The sequence below is a fragment of the Waltera acetigignens genome (genome assembly GCF_025567015.1).
In the GTDB taxonomy this organism is placed as follows: domain Bacteria; phylum Bacillota; class Clostridia; order Lachnospirales; family Lachnospiraceae; genus Acetatifactor; species Acetatifactor acetigignens.
Genome location: NZ_JAOQJO010000009.1, coordinates 57,539 through 75,247 on the forward strand (window position 1 = coordinate 57,539; position 17,709 = coordinate 75,247).

The following is a 17,709-nucleotide window of genomic DNA, read 5'->3' on the forward strand; positions in this document are numbered from 1 at the left end:
TTTCTACCCAAGTATCTCCACCCTTTCTGTATCTTCCAGGCCAGCCGCCTCTGCGGGCAAAATCGGAACCATAACAAAGATCATACAAATAGCTAAAAAACTCGCAATATACTTTTTCATTGCTTCCTCTTTTCTCTTCATAAAATACCTCTCTTTCTCGTCTGAACTTGTTTAATCTGCCTTCTGGTTAGAAATAAACAAATAACCATCATCCGTCTTTTGTAAAATGACCACCCATTGCCCCCCCTCATACTCTTTTTCGTATTTCAGTATGAGTTTGTTATTTGACTCCCAAGTTCCGGAAGTAACCATACACCAATCAAAATTCGAGTCTCCCATAATCAGATAGTAACTGTCATATTGCTCCAAATAATAGAAACTGTCCAAGCCTGTCTTTTTTGTCTCCGCCAGACTTATTCCCATTTTTTCCTGCAAAAAAGCATCCATTTCATTTGCCGTGATTTTTATGATATCCAAATACGGGGCATCACTACATAACTCTGTCAGCATTGACAGTTCATCCTCCGATACTTCGCCAAACGCTCCTCCAACGCCATTATAAAATAACTCAAACAAGTTAATTTCATCTGGTTGACTATACTCGCTGGATAACAGCATATTGTTCATGTTCGTTATGTCACCATTGAAAAATTCTGTGTTAAACACAGTAATTTCCTTTTCGGAAAGAGTACCGGAAGCCATCTGGCATCCTGAAAACATCAAAATCATAAAAGACAAGATAACCGATAATGCAAGTAAATCCATAACTTTTGTCAATATTTTCATTCAAAATCTCCTCCGTTTCACTTCTCAAATTTCTCGCCATTATAGACTCTTCATGGGCACCACTCCCATCCATAGTTGCAAAGCAGATTTCCCCACCTGCAATACACATTACATTTTTCTACAAACTGATAATTCTTTTCTGCCGATGTTGCCGTTTTAATTTCTCCATTAACACTACACGTCATTGTAACTCGATATGTACCTCTGGAAACCAGATATATTTCCAAGCCAGATGCTGTTATGGTATTGCTCGAATCTTCCCATGATTCCACATTGACCCAGCTACCAGAGACCTTTTCCTGGAACATAGCTTTTACATACATTTTTCAAATGATTTCTGCATTTCCCTATCAGCATTGTGATTACAACTATTAAAAATATTATATTTAGCTCCAAGAAGTAGCTATCCTTTTCAAATATAGTGCAAACTATTCCGATAAAAAAATCCAAGCATAAATATTTCATCAGCTTTATTTTAAAACACTTGTTCTCTTCTTCGTTTATCTCCCTGTTTCTGTTCTCAACTGGATATAACACATACACAAATACTTCCAGGGCGAATAATACAATAAGTGAAACAAATTCATGTAAACAGAGATTCTTAACTACAAGCAGAGTAGTAATATATGTTAAGCATGACAAAACAAAGCATATCCAGAATTTTTCCAAATGCAAACCACCTGCATAGGAACGCAATGGTGAGAAAATCACAAAGAAAAATATCCCTTCTAAGACCATATCGAGTTTCAGTGCGATGAACAAGCTTGCAACCAAAAATAACCCAACTTCCAAGGTTATGACAAATCCATATTCATAGACTTCCCGATCTGCTTCATCAACCATGCTCTTTTTGATAACATAATCTGTCAACAACTTTGCTACTTTTCTCATTTATTTGTTTTTCCTGAATTTCCTCACTTCTTCCGGCTGTTTAGGCTGATGGTATATGAGTGCACATCTGCTGTTTGCAGCTTTTGATAACATTCCATCAGCAACGGATGTTAATGCTTTTGCTAATACAGTTTTCTTTTCATTTTTCTTCATTATGTATACCCCCTTAATGAACTATTTTTGTAATCATATCATATTCCCCGCAAGATAATCACTAATATGTCAAAAATACGGCAATAGCTGTCAATTTTCCAGTAGATTCATGACAACGGTCATCCGTCTTTAGGATATCTTTAATTTTATCCATGAGTTCCGAGTTGTAAAATATCAGACCGAAAGTATATCAACCTTGCACGGGGTTCTAAATTTATAAAAGAATTTTCAGCACTTATCGGCCTGCCGTTAAGTTCCTACTTTTTAAACGACGGAGACATCAGAAAAAATGCTAAGCCACAGGTTTTAATCCGTGGCTTAGCACCATATTTTAAGATTCAACTCCCAAAGTCAGGTATCATATTCCCCTCAAAATAATCCCTAATATGTCAAAAATACGGCAATAGCTGTCAATTTTCCGGCAAATTCATAACAACGGTCAGGCAAAATACAGAATCCTGTGCTTCCACTAGAATTTCGCCCTGGTACTTTTCTGCAATTCTTGCTATGGAATTTAATCCATATCCATGTCTGCCGCTTTCTGTTTTTGTGGATTGATATTTTCCGCTTCTGTCGTTTTTTAAGACATGCTCATATGGATTCTTTATCAGCATGACCAGCGCCTGCTTTTTCACTCCCATGGATATTTCTATCACCTTTTGGTGCTGCCTGCAGTCCCGGACAGCTTCTATTGCATTATCCAGTGCATTTCCCAGTGCTATGCCAATATCACATGGTTCCATGGAAAGCTCCTCTGGAATAAATATTTTTAACTGAAATGTAATCCCGTATTCCTTAGCAACGGCATATTTGAAATTAATCAGACAATCAATGGTACTGTTGCCGGTATTGGAAATGTTTTCGGAAATATTGCTGTTTTTGATAATCTGATTCAGGTTTCTGATTACAGACTCTTTATCACTGTTTTCAACGCTGTTTTTTAAAACAATAAGTTTATTCAGCAGATTGTGCCTGTCCTCATAAAATTCCTCCAACATCTTTTTTTGCGATACCGTAATTTTTTCGATCATATCAAATTGCTGGGCATAAACTGTATGTTCTTTTTCATAAGCAAAAACTTTATTTATTTTTACATACAATTCAAAAATAATGACATTAAATAAGATAAGAATGCTGATAGTGATAACAGCAAAAAAGGACTTTCCTTCTGAGCAAAATTCATTGATCGCAATGACTATGCTTCCCACTGGCACCAACAGGAGAAAAAAATAATATTTTCCCGGTACCGGACTCTCCTTTCTTTTTTCTGCCACCATCGACAGTGCATATACAGAAAGGATCATCAGGATGTTCGATAATACCAACCCAATAATATCCCTTTGCTGGCTTTCCCCTATGTCAAAGCTATTGATTAGGGAAAAGACAAAGACCTCAATCAACGACCAGCCTGCATAGAATGTAGCCAATAAAAAGTATTTTTCCTTTCCACGGCTTTGGTAGGCAACCATCGCTATGGACAGAATCAGTAAAATGTTCAGAATGGTTGCAAAAATTTGCAGGCGCCCATTATGATAACCAAAGAAAAATTGGAATATGCAATAAACAATCCACAGAGAAACAGAAAGTATACTATTCTGCTTTTCTTCAAAAAAGCTTCCCCAAAATCTTTTTACAATCCATACGGTTGCGATAACAATAGAAATATTTAATAGAATATCTTCTATTTGATTATACATTGATTTCCCCTCCCAGAAGATGGCTGTATTGTTGGTTAAAGTATTTCTGCCGTTCTTCGCTTATAGGCAGTTTCTTCCCATTTACCAACGTTATTTCTATTTTTGTCCTTGATCTAATCAAATAATAATTTACCAGATAAGACTGATGTACTCTCAAAAAAGGTATTTTTCCATCTGACATTTTTTGTTCTATCTCTGACAGTTTCCCGTTAAATGTGTAATGCTCCCCGTTTTGCGTATATATTGTAACTTTCCTGGCATTGCTTTCAAAGTATAAAATCTCTTTACATAGAATTTTATATTCTTCATGCTTATAAGAAAAGGTAAAATAGACCATTTTACTGCAGACTCTCTGATAAGTTTCCAGAAATGTCTTTGTCAATATCTCCTCATCGATTGGTTTCTTTATAAATCCAAATACATCCAACCGGAACAATTCCATCATATATTTATCATAGCCTGATACATAAATCAGAAGTACATTATCATCCACCTTCCGTATATTTTCAGCCGCAATGATGCCATCGCCACCCTTCATCTGAATATCCAAAAAGATGATGTCATACTTTGTTCCTGATGTAACCTGCCTTTTGAGTTCCCTACCACTGTAAAAAACATCAATATTCACGGGAATGCTTTCCCGCTTGCATACTTCAGAAATTATATGCTCTATCTGATTCACAATTACATTTTCATCATCACAAACAGCAATTCTTATCATGTGTACTACCTGCATTATACTTATAAAAGTGGACACATTGGTTAAATAGACTTACTATTAACATAGACACCAAAAGGAGGTATCTTTTATGTCCACAAAACAACATTACGATGAGGATTTCAAACGAACCCTCGTTGAGCTTTACCACAATGGTAAAACTCAGGCCTCTCTTATCAAAGAGTACGGCGTATCTCAAACTGCTCTTTCCAGATGGGTCAAACAGTATTCAACTGTTGAAACTGATGACGGTGAAGTTCTTACTGCAAAGCAGGTGAAAGAGCTTCAAAAACGTATGGCTCAGCTGGAAGAAGAAAACCAAATACTAAAAAAAGCGATTGCCATATTCACGCCACACTCAAGCAACGATTAGATGCCGTGCATAAGCTGCGTCATCAATACGATATCAAAACTCTTTGTCGAGTTCTTCGCATAAATCGCAGTACTTATTACAAGCACTTTTATTCAGATTTAGCACCTCGTACAAAAGAAAATCCGTTGATTCGTAAGCACCTTTTACAAATCTATACTGATTACGATAACTCTCTTGGTGCTTACAAGATCCGTCGTGTATTAGAACGTGATTATGGCATAAACATCAGTCTCGGCAGAGTGGACCGCCTGATGAACACTATGAATCTACCAAAACGTTCCACAGAAAAACCAAAATGGAAAGGTGCCTGGAAAGACAATGGTCCTTGTGAGTAACACTCCCTTTTGAAATCGAGACAGATTCACGTCCCCTCTCGCTTTTAAAATTTCTTACCGCACTTTGGGCAATACTCAAAATTTTCTGCTGTCTCATACCCACAGTAATTGCAATGTTTATAGTTATACCCATAGGTCACTTTTGAAATTCTCTGCAAATGCTCCGGGCGAATCAGTACCTGCTCTCCCCGGGCAATGGCCTTTCCCATCTCCGGATCCAGTTCATACAGCGTATTACAGCAGCTTGTCCGCACATAATAGTGCTTATTCCACTTAATACACGGTATGAAAAACATAGCCCGTCTCCTATCTCACCAGTCCCATGTTGCTTCTGTATTCCTCATTCAGCTGCCGCAGTTCCTTCTCCCCGTTAATGTACGGTTCATAAAATGTATCCACGGAACCACCGCCCAGATTATCACAACCGTTGCAGAAGTCACAGGCTCCACCGCACTGGTTCAAACCCTCCTGTATAATGCGGATCCGCTCTTCTCTCGTTGTATCTTTGATCAGTATACTTTTGATCTCCATATGCCATCACCTTTCCTGATTTATCAATACTATATATCAATAATAATGAAACTGCCTGATATGCGATAACTTTATTTTACCACACATCAGGCAGTCTGTTATCATTTTATTTCTTTACCCCGGCAATATCATCCGGATCCCGGCCTTGATAATTCCGATCCCTACCGGTATTAAAATGATTGTACAGCAGAAGATCACTCCCACGCCCGACAGGATGAGGCCGATGGGCAACAGGATCAGCAGCCACACACAGGCCTTTAAAATTGCCCCGGTAATCTTATATGCGATTCCGAATAAAATGGTTAACAGCAACAGACACAATATAAATGAAATCATAATTTTTCTCCTTTCCATAATGTAGGCCACATGCTTCACAGAAAAAACTCCTGTCTTTGTAGCTATTATATCCGGTTGTCCCACCATTTTCAGTACGTAATGTTGCACGATAAGTCATCCTAATATAGGAAAAGGACAGAGGATATCCTCTGCCCTTTTCTAGGCTGTTTCTATGCTGTTTCTTCAGGAATGGTCCCGGAACATAATGCATTCCTTCACTGTTTCCAACAGCTTCTTTTCATCCATCGGCTGTTGATAATGTCTTCCGCAAAGGCATTGGCGCTCATGGCAATGATGGGGACATTTCCGGCATCCGACCGTTTCATGGACCGGATCCTGCGGGTGGCATCCCAGCCATTTAGCTTCGGCATCATAATGTCCATGAAGATCACATCGTAATATCCCAGCTCAGATTTTTGAACTTTTGTACCGCCTCTTCTCCGTCTGCAGCGCACTCTACGTGGATCCCGTAATCCTCCAGCATGAATTTTGCGATCTCCATGTTGAGTTCATTGTCCTCTGCTAACAGCGCCCGCAGACCTTCCACCGGGATTTCCTCATAGTTTACGTTCTTCTCCTTCTCCACCGGTTCCCCGATTTTGAACGGAAGTGTCATGGTCACAGTAGTTCCGACGCCTTTTTTACTCTCTATGGCAATGTCTCCATCCAGCCTGTCCACGATTTTCTTTGCAATGGCAAGTCCCAGTCCTGTGCCTTCGTACCTGGATCTGCTGGTCTCATTCTCCTGCGTGAACGGTTCAAAAGCATGTTCCAGAAAGGTTTCACTCATGCCGATACCAGTATCGGCACAGCCGAATTCATAGACTACCCGCTCCTCGTCCGCATATTTTTCTGCACACCAGACACGCACACTGCCGCCCGGTCCGGTAAATTTAACCGCATTATCAGAAATATTGGTCAGCAGTCTCTCCACATAGATTGGATTCCCTGCCAGATCCATATGGCGGATATCACTCTGTTCCCAGTCAACAATATATTCCACATTCTTTTCTGCCGCCTGCTTCTGCTTGCCGAGGTTAACCCGGTTCAGCAGTTCTGCCAGATTAAACGGAATCTCCTGTTCCACTACACCTCCCGACTCCAGTTTGTTCATATCCAGAATATCATTCACGATAGAGACCAGATACTTCGATGAAGTCATGATCTGTTCCCGGCACTTTCTCTGTACCTCCAGATCATCCGGATAACGGTTTGCCAGATTCAGCGTGCCGATAATGCCATTCATGGGTGTCCGGATATCATGACTCATATTTGACAGGAAACGGGCCTTCAAAGCTGCTGCCTTCCTGGCTTCCTCCACCTGATACATCAGTTCATGTTCCCACTTCTTGGTATCGCTGATGCTGCGGATCAGGCAGAGCACATGGGTCAGTACACCGTTTTCGTCTCTCTTTTTTTCCACAAAACGGAGTCTGTGCCAGTCGCCATCCTTCATCCGGTATTCTAGGACTAACGTCTCTTCATTCTTCATGCGTTCCGGCAGGGTCTTCAGATCCACAAATTTGAAAAATGCCTCCTGATACTCCTCCGCCACGTATTGTCTGCATACCTTTTCATTGCTTTCCGACAGCTTTCCCGATTTCGTGAACTTCAGATGCTCGGTATCCCGGTTATTGATCTCTTCGAAATAATCTGCCTGAATATCGATCCGTGAAATATACTGGTAAGTTCTGGCGATGGAGGAAATGATCTCGTTACTCAGCTTCACTTTCTCCAATGTGTCCTGTAACTGCTTCTGGATTGCTTTTTCTTTGTACAGAATGCTGTCTATATTCCGGCAATAATTTATTCAGGATGTCATTTTCGTTCTGCTCATAGTTTAAAGACATCGTTTTCCCCTTCTACGGCACAATAAAAGCCGTCTGCCAAAAATGTGCACTGACAGACGGCTCACGATAAACATACTCCCCTACACTCAGGAATCTGCTGCAACCGGCTGTCATAGTCTGATTTTTCTCTATGTTCAGACCTTAGACCCATCTGGCTTTGTGTCCCCGTTTTTCAGCGGGTTTACTAAATAGATATTATTTTTATTACATTTTCTCCGGAGCTTCGAATCCCAGCATATCAATACAGGTCTCCAGGATATCTCTGGTCAGCACTAAAAGTGCTACCAGTCCCTGCTTACGCTCCTCATTCTCTTCACCTAAGATCTTGGTCTCATGGTAGAAGTGGTTGAACGCATTGGCAAGATCGTAAATATAGGCACATACCTTATGGGGTGCCAGTTCTTCTCCAGCGGTAGCGATCATGGTATTGAACTGTGCCAGTTCCATGGCAAGCTCTTTCTCGGACGCATTACCGGGCTGCTGTAATTTTACAGCGGTCAGGTCTCCGCCCTGCTCCTTGTATTTATTCAAAATAGACTTGATTCGCACAATGGTATACAGGATGTAGGGGCCGGTATCTCCCTCGAAGGAGGTGAAACGGTCGATATCAAAAACATAATCCTTGGATGCCTGATTGGACAGATCACCGTATTTTAACGCGGAGATAGCTACCACGTCCGCTACCTTTCTCGCCTCGGCATCTTCCATATCGCGGCCTTCCTTGATCTTTTTGTACATCTCATCCTGGGTATCCTTGATCAGGTTCTCGAGACGCATAACACCGCCCTGTCTGGTCTTGAAGGGTTTGCCATCCTTGCCGTTCATGGTACCGAAGCCCAAGAACTTCAGCTCGGTCTCGGGTTCTACCAATTTCGTCTTGCGGGCACAGCGGAATACCTGCTCGAAGTACAATTCCTGACGCTTGTCCACCACGTAGATCAGCTCGTCGGGATGATACAGCTTCATACGCTCCATAATAGTAGCCAGGTCTGTGGTATTGTACAGAGAGGCCCCGTCGGACTTTAAGATCATGCAGGGAGGGATCTCCTTGGTGTCGGTATCTTCCTTGACATCCACTACCAACGCACCCTCACTTAAGTGTGCATAGCCGTTGTCCTTCATATAAGCGACCATCTCCGGGATGATGTCATGGACATCGCTCTCTCCCTTCCACAGATCGAATTCTACGTTTAATTTGGAATAATTCTTCTTCAGGTCGTTCACAGACACATTGATAATGTGCTTCCACAGAGCACGATATCCTCTGACACCGCTCTGTAATTTGAAGGTTGCTTCCATGGCCTTTGCCTTGTACTCGGGATCTTCCTTGGACTTGGCGCTGGCTGCGGGATAGATTTCCTCCAGTTCACTGATGGTAAACGGAGCTTCCTCGGGATATTCCCCGGCGAAGTTCTCATCAAAATATACCAGTTCCGGCTGTCTCTCCTGTAAACCGGTGATGACCAGACCCATCTGTAATCCCCAGTCACCCAGATGCACATCACCGATAACCTCATGTCCCACATAGCGGCTGATGCGTTTTACGCTCTCACCGATCACTGCGGAACGTAAATGTCCCACATGCAGAGGTTTTGCCACGTTGGGGCCGCCGTAGTCGATAATGATCTTCTTGGGATGTTCGGGCTTCTCCAGACCGAATTTTTCATTTGCCTCCATGCCCTGTAAATAGGTGAGCAAAAATGCCTCACTGACCTTCAGGTTCAGGAATCCGGGGGCTACTGCCACCACTTCGGAAAATACCTTGCTGTCTTTTAACTGCTCTGCCACGTCGTTTGCGATCATGATGGGGGCTTTTTTATACAGCTTGGCTCCCGCCATGGCGCCGTTACACTGATATTCGCACAGGTCAGGACGGTTGGAAAGCATTACTTTTCCTAAGCTTCCGTCATAGCCTGCTGCGGTAAATGCCTGCTGCATTTCCTCTGTCAGCATTTCTAAAAATTTCTTCATGTCAGTCAATCCTCATACCTTTCAGTAATCTGCTGGTATTCCGTTACTTCCTGTAATGTACCGGAATATCTTGTGCAGTCACAATTTCTATCTCTCACGCTTCTGCGCTGTTTTCAATATTTCTACTATATCCTAAAATTCCTCATCCCGCAAGACGCAATTACGCATTTGCGATCTGTGCTTCCCGCTCCGCCTTGGAAAAGGCACAACCGCAGTAATTCTGCCGGTACAGCTCATACTCCGCGGACAATTCGATGGATCTCTTATAACCGTTCTTTTTCTTGAAATCCGAAGGCAGCCAGGAAATCGCATATTCCCCGGAAATTGCCTGCCCGATCTCATTGATCTTCGCCGCATTTTTCAAGGGGCTGATAGTCAGGGTCGTGGCAAAATAGTCATATCCGCCGGCCTGTGCCAGTTCCGCGGTCTTACGCAGTCGCAGATCGAAGCAGCGGAAACACCGCTCTCCTCCCTCGGGGCAGTTCTCATACCCCTTCGCCATCTCATAAAAACGCTCCGGTTCATAATCTCCCTCCACGATGTCGATGGGCCAGCCCTTTTCTTCTTTATTATAAGCTGCGATCAGACGCTTCTGCTCCGCCACGCGCTTTCGATATTCTTCCGAAAAGGAAATATTGGGATTATAATAAAATACCGTAATCAAAAAATAACGGCACAGATATTCCAGACAATAACTGCTGCAGGGTGCGCAGCAGCTATGCAGAAACAGGCGGGGCGGCCGGTAATCCGGCGCTGCCTCGCCCTTCTCCTGTAAGGTATTTAAAATTTTCTCTAATTCTTTCTGATAATTTACCTGGTTCATACGGTTCTCTTTCCGGCAATACTCTCGCAGTGCCCATTGCCTGCGCTCATTATAGCATACTTCACCGGACAATCCGCAATATTTTTTACGCAAATCATCCACTATGCCGGACAGATCATCCATTTTCACAAGGCACATTCACACAATTACAACAGATAAAATCCGGCGCTGCCCCCGGGCACGGTAACCTTTCCGCCTGTAAATACAGCTTCCCCGCCGAAGGTATACAAAGCTTCCCTTACCGCATAGTTTCCGTCGAAGCTGACCTCTCTGTCCGCCGGATTGATGATGACCAGGATCTTCTCCTTGTCATCACTGCGCAGATACGCCAGAGGATATTGTTTTTCCTCGGCATAGACAAACTCGATCTCTCCGCGGCTCTGCAATGCGCTGTGAGCCTGACGGATGTTAATTAACTTCTGAATCTCATGGTACAGGGAATCCGGATCTGCCATCTGCGCCTCTACCGTGGGACGGTCTGCGGACTCATCCTGTTTGACATAGAGCTTTTCCTTCGGTGCCGCACTGAAACCGGCATTGGTGGTATGATCCCACTGCATGGGCGAGCGGGAACCGGTACGTCCGTAACCGCCCTCTACAGAATGCAGTTTTTCCACATAGCGCATACCGATCTCATCGCCATAATATAAGAAAGGTGCACCGGGCATGGACAGGAGGAATGCAAATGCCACCTTTAACTCCTCCCCATGAATGCTTCTCGCCAGACGATCCATATCGTGGTTGCCGGAGGGAATACAGATCAGACCTTTGCGCTGTGCCTTTTCATAATTTTCCTTGTATTTCTCTACGAAGGCTGCCACATCACCCTTACCTCTTCCGGAGAAGAAAGGCTCCTCGCAGCGGAACAGATCGTTATAATGAGACGGTCCGAAATGTAGTAAAAAGTCCATATGAAAGCCGCCCTGCAGGGACTTGTCCGGTTCTCCCCATTCAGATACCAGCACTGCCTCGGGGAACTCCGCATCCAGGAACGTTCTTACCTTTCTCCACAGAGCAATGTTTCCCTTGCCGTCCTCATCGTTTTTCACCAGAGAACCTGCCATATCCACGCGGAAACCGTCACAGCCCATGCCGATCCAGAACCGCATGACATTTTCCATCTCTGCAAGCGTTGCCTTAGGCCCCGGATCATCGGGATCCTGCTGCCAGCCCTGTGTCTTTTTATAAAATCCGTAATTGAGTGCCGGCTGGTGTGCGAAAAAGTTCACGATCACAGAGCCCTCTCTCTCGGAGATACCGCACAGACTTCCCATGTTCTCAAGCTGTCCCCAGGTGCTGTCGGTCCAGATATAACGGTCGGTAAATTCATTGCGGTCTGCCTTACAGGACTCCTTGAACCAGGGATGTGCCACGGAGGTATGTCCCGGCACCAGATCTAACAGGATATGCATGTCCCGCTTGTGTACTTCGTGAAACAGACGCTTCAGATCCGCATTGGTGCCGTATCTGGGAGCTGCCTGATAGTAGTCCGCCACATCATAGCCTGCGTCTCCGAAGGGTGATGCAAAACAGGGGTTCATCCAGATTGCATTGCATCCCAGTTTCTTAATATAATCCAGTCTTTCTATGATACCCTGAAAATCGCCGATACCGTCACCGTTAGTATCCAGAAAAGACTGGGGATAAATTTCATAAAAGATTGCATTATCAAGCCACTTTGCCATAGTGTACTCCTTCCTGTATGCTTTATTTTTATTGTAAAAACGTTTTCCGTTACTTTCTTTTAACATACCACGGAATGGCTACTTGTACAACTACGAAAAAACATCTATAATAAAGTAGCTTGATGCCCCGATATGAGCATAAAACGGAAGCATAAGAAAATAAGAACGAGGTCTATCATGTTAACACAAAAAGTAAGCACCATCGATGAACTCCTGCAGTTCGTCAGTACGTTACGCCAAAAGCACGGCGTCCGCCTCTGGTTCCGCGGGGAAGAGAATGCGGATCTGACTTTGATCCCTTCCATCCAACGAAGCCAGAAAAGGCTGGACTCCGAACGCTATATTGCCAATGATTTCTATATCCGGGCGAGACAGATCCTGGACAATCCTCCCGACAAACACAATTACGCCAGCTGGGTCTCCCTGATGCAGCACTACGGTCTGCCCACGAGAATGTTAGACTGGACCCAGTCTCCCCTGATCGCCGTATTTTTCGCCACGGAGACTTACCGGGAGACTCCGGACACCGATGCCTGCGTCTGGGTACTGACACCGGGTCTGTTGAACGAGAAGGAAGGCTTCGGCAACTGCATCTATCCCATTGATGCGGACACCACACAGGAAATGCTTCTGCCCGCCTTCAAACACAACCACCACAATCCGGAATTGAAAAACAAGATCCTGGCTTGCAGCTCCACGGAGAACAACCTCCGCATGTACTCCCAGTACTCCAACTTCACCGTACATAACTCTCTGGAACGTCTGGAAGATATCTGCGATGAAAATATGCTGTATAAGATCATTATTCCCTCCGGGCGGAAACAATACTTTATTGAAAGTCTGCGGGTATTCGGCATCTCCGAGAGCTTCGTATACCCCGACCTGGATCATATATCCAGCGATTTGAAAGATTCCTATGGAATCTGAAAATCATTTGCGATTTTGAAGGACTCCTATGGGATTTAGATTCATTAATTAAGAAAGGAAATATACACATGAAAATCGTATTACAGCATCTGACCAAGAAATTCCCCGCCCGCGGTCCTGTCCGCGGCAGGAAGAACCGTGAGGATGTCATTGCCGTGAATGACTTCGACTTCGAGATCCCCGACGGCAAGCTGATCGGACTCTTAGGTCCCTCTGGCTGTGGCAAAAGTACGGCACTGAATCTGATCTGCGGTCTGCTGAAGCCCACCGAGGGCAAGATCTTTTTCGGAGAAGATGATGTCACCGGACTTCCTCCCGAGAACCGCGGTGTCGGCATGGTGTTCCAGAACTATGCCCTCTACCCCCACCTCACTGTGGAGAAAAATATTCAGTTCCCCTTAGAGAATCTGAAGGGTGCCGACAAGCTTTCCAAAGAGGAAATGAGCAAGCGAGTGCTGGAAGCGGCAAAACTGGTGCAGATCGACCACCTGTTGGAGCGCAAACCCAACGAACTCTCCGGCGGTCAGCAACAGCGTGTGGCCATTGCCAGAGCCTTGGTCAAGCTCCCCAGAGTCCTGCTTTTGGACGAGCCTCTTTCCAATCTGGATGCCAGACTTCGTCTCCAGACCAGAGAAGAGATCCGCCGGATCCAGCAGGAGACTCAGATTACCACCATCTTCGTTACCCACGATCAGGACGAAGCCATGAGCATCTCCGATATGATCGTCGTAATGAAGGACGGTATCGTGCAGCAGATCGGCAAGCCCCAGAACGTATACGACGATCCCGTGAACCTGTTCGTTGCGAAGTTCCTCGGCACACCTCCCATCAATGTCTTTGACGGTGAAGTGAAGAGCGGACAGTTATACATCGGCTCCGAAGCTGTTCTGCCTGCTCCCGGGGTAGCGAATCAGACTGTGCATGTCGGCATTCGTCCGGAAGGTTTTGTATTAAAAGAGGACGGACCGCTCTCCTGCGATCTGGTGCGTCTGGAGGTCATGGGCCGGGATGTGAGCATTGTTTCCACCCATGAAAAGTCCCAGAACGCTACCATCCGTTCCATCATTGATGCCGACGAAGGGAAATATCTTCCCACCGGAAAAGTGCATTTCGCCTTAAAACCCGCAAAAGTATTCCTCTTTTGCACCGACACCGAAGAACGCATCCGCTTTTAATATTTTATCCGATTCTGTAGTCCGGCGCTATTCATGGGCTGCAGAAAGAATTGAGGTTTCTTATGGAAAAACAAAATCTGAAAGCCTGGCTCTATCTATTGCCGGCATTCCTGTTTCTGGGTGCTTTTATGATCTATCCTCTGATCGACGTATTCGTGTACTCCTTTGAAGAGGGTTACAATTCCGCATCCCAAACCTTTTACGGCGTAGGAATGTACAACTACTCCTATGTGCTCCACGATCCGTACTTTTTACAGGCATTGAAAAATACCTTCATTCTGGTCATCATCACCGTTCCGGTCTCCACCGGACTGGCGCTTTTGATCTCCGCTGCCTTAAGCTCCATTAAACCGCTGCGGGATCTGTTCCAGACCATATTTTTCCTGCCCTATGTGACCAATACTCTGGCGGTCGGTCTGGTCTTCATGATTCTTTTCAAAAAGACCCCTTACTCCGACGGTCTTATCAATCTGCTGATCCAGTTTTTCGGCGGCAGCTCCGTGGATTTCATCGACGGACCCTACTGGGCGAAAATGTTCGTGCTGTGCTTTTACACCATCTGGATCGTTATGCCTTTTAAGATTCTGATCCTGACCAGTGCTCTCGCCAGTGTGAACCCCATGTACTACAATGCGGCAAGAGTGGACGGCACTTCCCGTTTCCGAATGTTCACCAAGATCACACTGCCCATGATCTCCCCCATGGTATTCTACCTGATCATCACCGGCTTTATCGGCGCATTCAAAGCCTACAGTGATGCCGTGGCGCTGTTCGGCACGAACTTAAATGCCGCAGAGATGAATACCATTGTCGGCTACGTCTACGATATGCTCTACGGTGACAGCGGCGGCTATCCTTCCTATGCTTCCGCAGCGGCGATCCTGCTGTTTGCCATCGTCCTGACCATCACCTGCATCAATCTGCTGGTCAGCAAAAAGCATGTCCACTATGTATAAGAAAGGAGGTCTTTGTGATGTCTGATGTTACATCTGATTATGAAAAAATCGAGAAACGCACCCGGATCCGCGGCAATATCCGCAATGGGATCGTCTACCTTTTTCTGTGTCTGTGGGCACTGATCGTACTGTTCCCTTTTTACTGGATGGTACTGACCTCCGTAAAAAGCTACGGCTCCTATAATGCAGAATATATTCCGAAGTTTTTCACCCTGTCTCCCACTTTGCAGAACTACGTGGACGCTTTTACCACTGTTTCTCTGGGAAGATACCTGTGGAACACCTTGTTTTTCACCGTGGTCACCACTGCCATCATGCTGGTGGTCATCACCCTGGCAGCCTTCGCTTTTGCAAGGTTGAACTTTGCCGGAAAAGATCTGATCTTTACGTTATTTTTATCTCTGATGATGATTCCCAATGAACTGGTGGTCATTACGAATTTCACCACCATCACGAATCTGGATCTGCGCAATACCTTCACCGGTCTGATCCTGCCTTCCGTGACCAGCGTATTTTATATCTATCTGCTGCGGGAGAATTTCGCACAGATTCCGGACGAGCTGTATTATGCCGCCAAGGTAGACGGTACTTCCGATCTGCGATATCTGCGCAAGGTCATGGTGCCCATCTGCAAGCCCACGCTGATCACCATCGTGATCCTAAAGGTGATTGAATGCTGGAACTCCTATGTGTGGCCCAGACTGATCACCGATGATCCGGATTACTATCTGGTATCCAACGGCATCCAGGAGATCCGTGAGAATGGTTTCGGCAGAGAGAACATCCCCGCCATGATGGCTGCGGTGGTCGTGATTTCCGTTCCTCTGGTGGTGTTGTTCCTCGTATTCCGTAAAAAAGTCATGGCAGGCGTTGCCAGAGGAGGTACCAAAGGATGAGTCGATTCAGCAAAAAACTGGCATTATTATGTGCCGTGGGCACTCTGTCTCTGTCCCTGACCGGCTGCCATGGTTCGAAAGGCCTGCCGGAATTCACTGTTCCTGAGGAGTTCGATACTTCCAGGAACTATGAGATCACCTTCTGGGCGAAAAATGATACCAACAAAACCCAGACGGAAATCTACAAGAAAGCCATTGCGGATTTTGAAGCCCTGTATCCCAATATCACGGTGAACCTGAATCTATACACGGATTACGGCAAAATTTACAACGATGTCATTACCAATATTTCCACCAATACGACACCCAATGTCTGTATCACCTACCCGGATCACATTGCCACCTACCTCACCGGGCAGAATACCGTAGTTCCTCTGGATGACCTGTTTGCCGATGAAAAATACGGTCTGGGCGGCACGGAGCTTGCCTATGACGGTCCTGCCAGAGAAGAAGTCATTCCTCAGTTTTTGAATGAATGCTCCATCGACGGTCATTACTATGCCGTTCCTTACATGCGTTCCACCGAGGCCTGCTACGTGAATAAGACCTACGTGGAAAATCTTGGATATACTCTGCCGGATGTACTGACCTGGGACTTCATCTGGGAAGTCTCCGAGGCTGCCACCGCCCAAAATGCGGACGGCACCTATGTGGTCAACGGGCAGAATGTACTGATCCCGTTTATCTATAAGTCCACCGACAACATGATGATCCAGATGTTAAAGCAAAAGAACGCGGGATATTCCACCGCTGACGGCAGCATTGAACTTTTCAACGATACCACCACGGATCTCCTGTACGATATTGCCGGACATGTAAAAAGCGGTGCCTTTTCCACCTTCAAGATCTCCGGTTATCCTGCGAACTTCCTGAATGCCGGGCAATGTATTTTCGCCATTGATTCCACCGCCGGAGCCACCTGGATGGGTACGGACGCTCCGCTGTCGGATATCAGCGAGGATTCTCTGGTGCAGTTTGAGACCGCCGTGCGGATGATTCCCCAGTTTGACCCGGAGCATCCCGAAATGATCTCTCAGGGTCCTTCCGTCTGCGTCTTCAATAAATCAGACTCTCAGGAAGTACTGGCATCCTGGCTGTTTGCCCAGTATCTGCTCACCAACGATGTGCAGATTGCTTATTCCGAGACAGAAGGCTATGTACCTGTAACCTCTAAGGCACAGAACTCCGCAGAGTATCAGGATTATCTGTCCGAATGCGGTGCGGATAACAGTACGCATTATGCGGTGAAAATTGAGGCTTCCAAACTGTTGCTTAACAACGTAGACAACACCTTCGTTACACCGGTATTTAACGGTTCCGCATCCTTACGTGATGCCTCCGGACAGTTGATTGAAAACGTGGTGAAGTCCACCCGCAGAAAAGAGACTGTGGATGATACCTACATGCAAAAGCTTTACAGCGATGTAGAAAGCCTGTACCGTCTCGGTCAGGGAAGTGATGCCTCCTTCGGCAAAAAGGAACTGGGTGCCATGCCCCGGGCTTCCGTGATCCTGTTAAGCACACTTGCAGTCACCTGGCTTCTGATCCTCCTGTATGTAGGGCGGGAATATTTAAAAAACAGAAAGAAGTAATTTTTCAGCCCCAT

Annotated in this window: 22 protein-coding genes, 1 pseudogene and 1 riboswitch; of the genes and pseudogenes, 8 read left to right on the plus strand and 15 right to left on the minus strand. The window is 45.3% G+C overall.

Annotation, left to right across the window (positions count from 1 at the left end; all coding sequences use genetic code 11):
• Positions 1-3: 3 nt before the first annotated feature.
• The 4 genes from OCV96_RS09745 to OCV96_RS09760 all read right to left on the minus strand — a co-directional run bounded on the left by OCV96_RS09745 (position 4) and on the right by OCV96_RS09760 (position 1,830).
• Positions 4-141, minus strand: coding sequence for a hypothetical protein (locus tag OCV96_RS09745; RefSeq protein ID WP_227733678.1), 138 nt, complete (start codon positions 139-141; stop codon positions 4-6).
• Positions 142-171: 30 nt separating this feature from the next.
• Positions 172-786, minus strand: coding sequence for a hypothetical protein (locus OCV96_RS09750; protein ID WP_117466703.1), 615 nt, complete (start codon positions 784-786; stop codon positions 172-174).
• A 282-nt stretch (positions 787-1,068) separates the two neighbouring features.
• Complete coding sequence (locus OCV96_RS09755; protein WP_117466701.1) at positions 1,069-1,677, minus strand: accessory gene regulator B family protein; 609 nt, start codon at positions 1,675-1,677, stop codon at positions 1,069-1,071.
• Positions 1,678-1,830 (minus strand): cyclic lactone autoinducer peptide, encoded by a 153-nt coding sequence (locus OCV96_RS09760; protein ID WP_117466699.1) that lies wholly within the window; start codon positions 1,828-1,830, stop codon positions 1,678-1,680.
• 133 nt (positions 1,831-1,963) lie between these two features.
• On the opposite strand from OCV96_RS09760, the pseudogene OCV96_RS19715 reads away from it, so the two are divergent.
• Positions 1,964-2,140 (plus strand): annotated as a pseudogene (locus OCV96_RS19715) (IS1634 family transposase); the annotation flags it as partial.
• Positions 2,141-2,240: 100 nt separating this feature from the next.
• On the opposite strand, the gene OCV96_RS09765 reads toward OCV96_RS19715, so the two are convergent.
• Positions 2,241-3,527, minus strand: a complete 1,287-nt coding sequence (locus OCV96_RS09765) for a sensor histidine kinase (protein ID WP_118545576.1) — start codon at positions 3,525-3,527, stop codon at positions 2,241-2,243.
• Positions 3,520-4,248, minus strand: coding sequence for a LytR/AlgR family response regulator transcription factor (locus tag OCV96_RS09770; protein ID WP_118538360.1), 729 nt, complete (start codon positions 4,246-4,248; stop codon positions 3,520-3,522). The genes OCV96_RS09765 and OCV96_RS09770 overlap by 8 nt, the downstream gene beginning before the upstream one ends.
• Positions 4,249-4,336: 88 nt before the next feature.
• Here OCV96_RS09770 and OCV96_RS09775 point away from each other — a divergent pair, with 88 nt between their 5' ends.
• Positions 4,337-4,618, plus strand: coding sequence for an IS3 family transposase (locus tag OCV96_RS09775; protein ID WP_022153383.1), 282 nt, complete (start codon positions 4,337-4,339; stop codon positions 4,616-4,618).
• Positions 4,619-4,623: 5 nt separating this feature from the next.
• Positions 4,624-4,953 (plus strand): IS3 family transposase, encoded by a 330-nt coding sequence (locus OCV96_RS19620; protein WP_227061970.1) that lies wholly within the window; start codon positions 4,624-4,626, stop codon positions 4,951-4,953.
• Between the two features lie 44 nt (positions 4,954-4,997).
• Here the strand turns inward: OCV96_RS19620 and OCV96_RS09785 are convergent, their stop codons facing one another.
• From OCV96_RS09785 to OCV96_RS09825, 9 genes are all read right to left on the minus strand, one after another.
• Positions 4,998-5,249, minus strand: coding sequence for a zinc-ribbon domain-containing protein (locus OCV96_RS09785; protein ID WP_117466691.1), 252 nt, complete (start codon positions 5,247-5,249; stop codon positions 4,998-5,000).
• Between the two features lie 10 nt (positions 5,250-5,259).
• Positions 5,260-5,484, minus strand: coding sequence for a hypothetical protein (locus tag OCV96_RS09790; protein WP_022153385.1), 225 nt, complete (start codon positions 5,482-5,484; stop codon positions 5,260-5,262).
• A gap of 114 nt (positions 5,485-5,598) precedes the next feature.
• Positions 5,599-5,820, minus strand: a complete 222-nt coding sequence (locus tag OCV96_RS09795; protein ID WP_117466689.1) for a hypothetical protein — start codon at positions 5,818-5,820, stop codon at positions 5,599-5,601.
• A 215-nt stretch (positions 5,821-6,035) separates the two neighbouring features.
• Positions 6,036-6,203 carry a response regulator gene (locus OCV96_RS09800; RefSeq protein ID WP_145985593.1) on the minus strand — a complete coding sequence of 56 codons (168 nt, stop codon included), beginning with the start codon at positions 6,201-6,203 and terminating at the stop codon, positions 6,036-6,038.
• A 5-nt stretch (positions 6,204-6,208) separates the two neighbouring features.
• A complete protein-coding gene (locus OCV96_RS09805) occupies positions 6,209-7,549 on the minus strand; it encodes an ATP-binding response regulator (protein WP_227061968.1) in 1,341 nt (446 codons plus the stop codon).
• Entirely contained in the window at positions 7,536-7,670 is a 135-nt protein-coding gene (locus OCV96_RS09810; protein WP_255713338.1) for a hypothetical protein, read from the minus strand. The genes OCV96_RS09805 and OCV96_RS09810 overlap by 14 nt, the downstream gene beginning before the upstream one ends.
• A 95-nt stretch (positions 7,671-7,765) precedes the next feature.
• Positions 7,766-7,866: riboswitch (cyclic di-GMP riboswitch) on the minus strand.
• 8 nt (positions 7,867-7,874) lie between these two features.
• Positions 7,875-9,641 carry an arginine--tRNA ligase gene (gene argS / locus OCV96_RS09815; RefSeq protein WP_262594399.1) on the minus strand — a complete coding sequence of 589 codons (1,767 nt, stop codon included), beginning with the start codon at positions 9,639-9,641 and terminating at the stop codon, positions 7,875-7,877.
• 160 nt (positions 9,642-9,801) lie between these two features.
• Entirely contained in the window at positions 9,802-10,464 is a 663-nt protein-coding gene (locus tag OCV96_RS09820) for an epoxyqueuosine reductase QueH (RefSeq protein ID WP_262594460.1), read from the minus strand.
• A gap of 146 nt (positions 10,465-10,610) precedes the next feature.
• On the minus strand, positions 10,611-12,149 hold the full coding sequence (locus OCV96_RS09825) for an alpha-amylase family glycosyl hydrolase (protein ID WP_262594400.1): 1,539 nt from the start codon (positions 12,147-12,149) through the stop codon (positions 10,611-10,613).
• Positions 12,150-12,326: 177 nt separating this feature from the next.
• Here OCV96_RS09825 and OCV96_RS09830 point away from each other — a divergent pair, with 177 nt between their 5' ends.
• The 5 genes from OCV96_RS09830 to OCV96_RS09850 all read left to right on the plus strand — a co-directional run bounded on the left by OCV96_RS09830 (position 12,327) and on the right by OCV96_RS09850 (position 17,695).
• Positions 12,327-13,076 (plus strand): FRG domain-containing protein, encoded by a 750-nt coding sequence (locus tag OCV96_RS09830; RefSeq protein WP_262594401.1) that lies wholly within the window; start codon positions 12,327-12,329, stop codon positions 13,074-13,076.
• 68 nt (positions 13,077-13,144) lie between these two features.
• The gene (locus OCV96_RS09835; RefSeq protein WP_262594402.1) at positions 13,145-14,251 is read left to right on the plus strand and encodes an ABC transporter ATP-binding protein; all 1,107 of its coding nucleotides are present in this window, start codon (positions 13,145-13,147) and stop codon (positions 14,249-14,251) included.
• 62 nt (positions 14,252-14,313) lie between these two features.
• Entirely contained in the window at positions 14,314-15,207 is an 894-nt protein-coding gene (locus tag OCV96_RS09840) for a carbohydrate ABC transporter permease (protein WP_118669485.1), read from the plus strand.
• 17 nt (positions 15,208-15,224) lie between these two features.
• A complete protein-coding gene (locus OCV96_RS09845; protein WP_118504078.1) occupies positions 15,225-16,103 on the plus strand; it encodes a carbohydrate ABC transporter permease in 879 nt (292 codons plus the stop codon).
• Positions 16,100-17,695, plus strand: a complete 1,596-nt coding sequence (locus OCV96_RS09850) for an ABC transporter substrate-binding protein (RefSeq protein WP_262594403.1) — start codon at positions 16,100-16,102, stop codon at positions 17,693-17,695. Before OCV96_RS09845 ends, OCV96_RS09850 begins: the two co-directional genes overlap by 4 nt.
• Positions 17,696-17,709 lie beyond the last annotated feature (14 nt).

What these genes read in the sequence shown, in the direction of transcription:
- OCV96_RS09745 (WP_227733678.1), bottom strand. Translation starts at nt 141, where the DNA reads ATGAAGAGAAAAGAGGAAGCAATGAAAAAGTATATTGCGAGTTTTTTA.
- OCV96_RS09750 (WP_117466703.1), bottom strand. Translation starts at nt 786, where the DNA reads ATGAAAATATTGACAAAAGTTATGGATTTACTTGCATTATCGGTTATC.
- OCV96_RS09755 (WP_117466701.1), bottom strand. Translation starts at nt 1,677, where the DNA reads ATGAGAAAAGTAGCAAAGTTGTTGACAGATTATGTTATCAAAAAGAGC.
- OCV96_RS09760 (WP_117466699.1), bottom strand. Translation starts at nt 1,830, where the DNA reads ATGAAGAAAAATGAAAAGAAAACTGTATTAGCAAAAGCATTAACATCC.
- OCV96_RS09765 (WP_118545576.1), bottom strand. Translation starts at nt 3,527, where the DNA reads ATGTATAATCAAATAGAAGATATTCTATTAAATATTTCTATTGTTATC.
- OCV96_RS09770 (WP_118538360.1), bottom strand. Translation starts at nt 4,248, where the DNA reads ATGATAAGAATTGCTGTTTGTGATGATGAAAATGTAATTGTGAATCAG.
- OCV96_RS09775 (WP_022153383.1), top strand. Translation starts at nt 4,337, where the DNA reads ATGTCCACAAAACAACATTACGATGAGGATTTCAAACGAACCCTCGTT.
- OCV96_RS09785 (WP_117466691.1), bottom strand. Translation starts at nt 5,249, where the DNA reads ATGTTTTTCATACCGTGTATTAAGTGGAATAAGCACTATTATGTGCGG.
- OCV96_RS09790 (WP_022153385.1), bottom strand. Translation starts at nt 5,484, where the DNA reads ATGGAGATCAAAAGTATACTGATCAAAGATACAACGAGAGAAGAGCGG.
- OCV96_RS09795 (WP_117466689.1), bottom strand. Translation starts at nt 5,820, where the DNA reads ATGATTTCATTTATATTGTGTCTGTTGCTGTTAACCATTTTATTCGGA.
- OCV96_RS09800 (WP_145985593.1), bottom strand. Translation starts at nt 6,203, where the DNA reads ATGGACATTATGATGCCGAAGCTAAATGGCTGGGATGCCACCCGCAGG.
- OCV96_RS09810 (WP_255713338.1), bottom strand. Translation starts at nt 7,670, where the DNA reads ATGTCTTTAAACTATGAGCAGAACGAAAATGACATCCTGAATAAATTA.
- argS (WP_262594399.1), bottom strand. Translation starts at nt 9,641, where the DNA reads ATGAAGAAATTTTTAGAAATGCTGACAGAGGAAATGCAGCAGGCATTT.
- OCV96_RS09820 (WP_262594460.1), bottom strand. Translation starts at nt 10,464, where the DNA reads ATGAACCAGGTAAATTATCAGAAAGAATTAGAGAAAATTTTAAATACC.
- OCV96_RS09825 (WP_262594400.1), bottom strand. Translation starts at nt 12,149, where the DNA reads ATGGCAAAGTGGCTTGATAATGCAATCTTTTATGAAATTTATCCCCAG.
- OCV96_RS09830 (WP_262594401.1), top strand. Translation starts at nt 12,327, where the DNA reads ATGTTAACACAAAAAGTAAGCACCATCGATGAACTCCTGCAGTTCGTC.
- OCV96_RS09835 (WP_262594402.1), top strand. Translation starts at nt 13,145, where the DNA reads ATGAAAATCGTATTACAGCATCTGACCAAGAAATTCCCCGCCCGCGGT.
- OCV96_RS09840 (WP_118669485.1), top strand. Translation starts at nt 14,314, where the DNA reads ATGGAAAAACAAAATCTGAAAGCCTGGCTCTATCTATTGCCGGCATTC.
- OCV96_RS09845 (WP_118504078.1), top strand. Translation starts at nt 15,225, where the DNA reads ATGTCTGATGTTACATCTGATTATGAAAAAATCGAGAAACGCACCCGG.
- OCV96_RS09850 (WP_262594403.1), top strand. Translation starts at nt 16,100, where the DNA reads ATGAGTCGATTCAGCAAAAAACTGGCATTATTATGTGCCGTGGGCACT.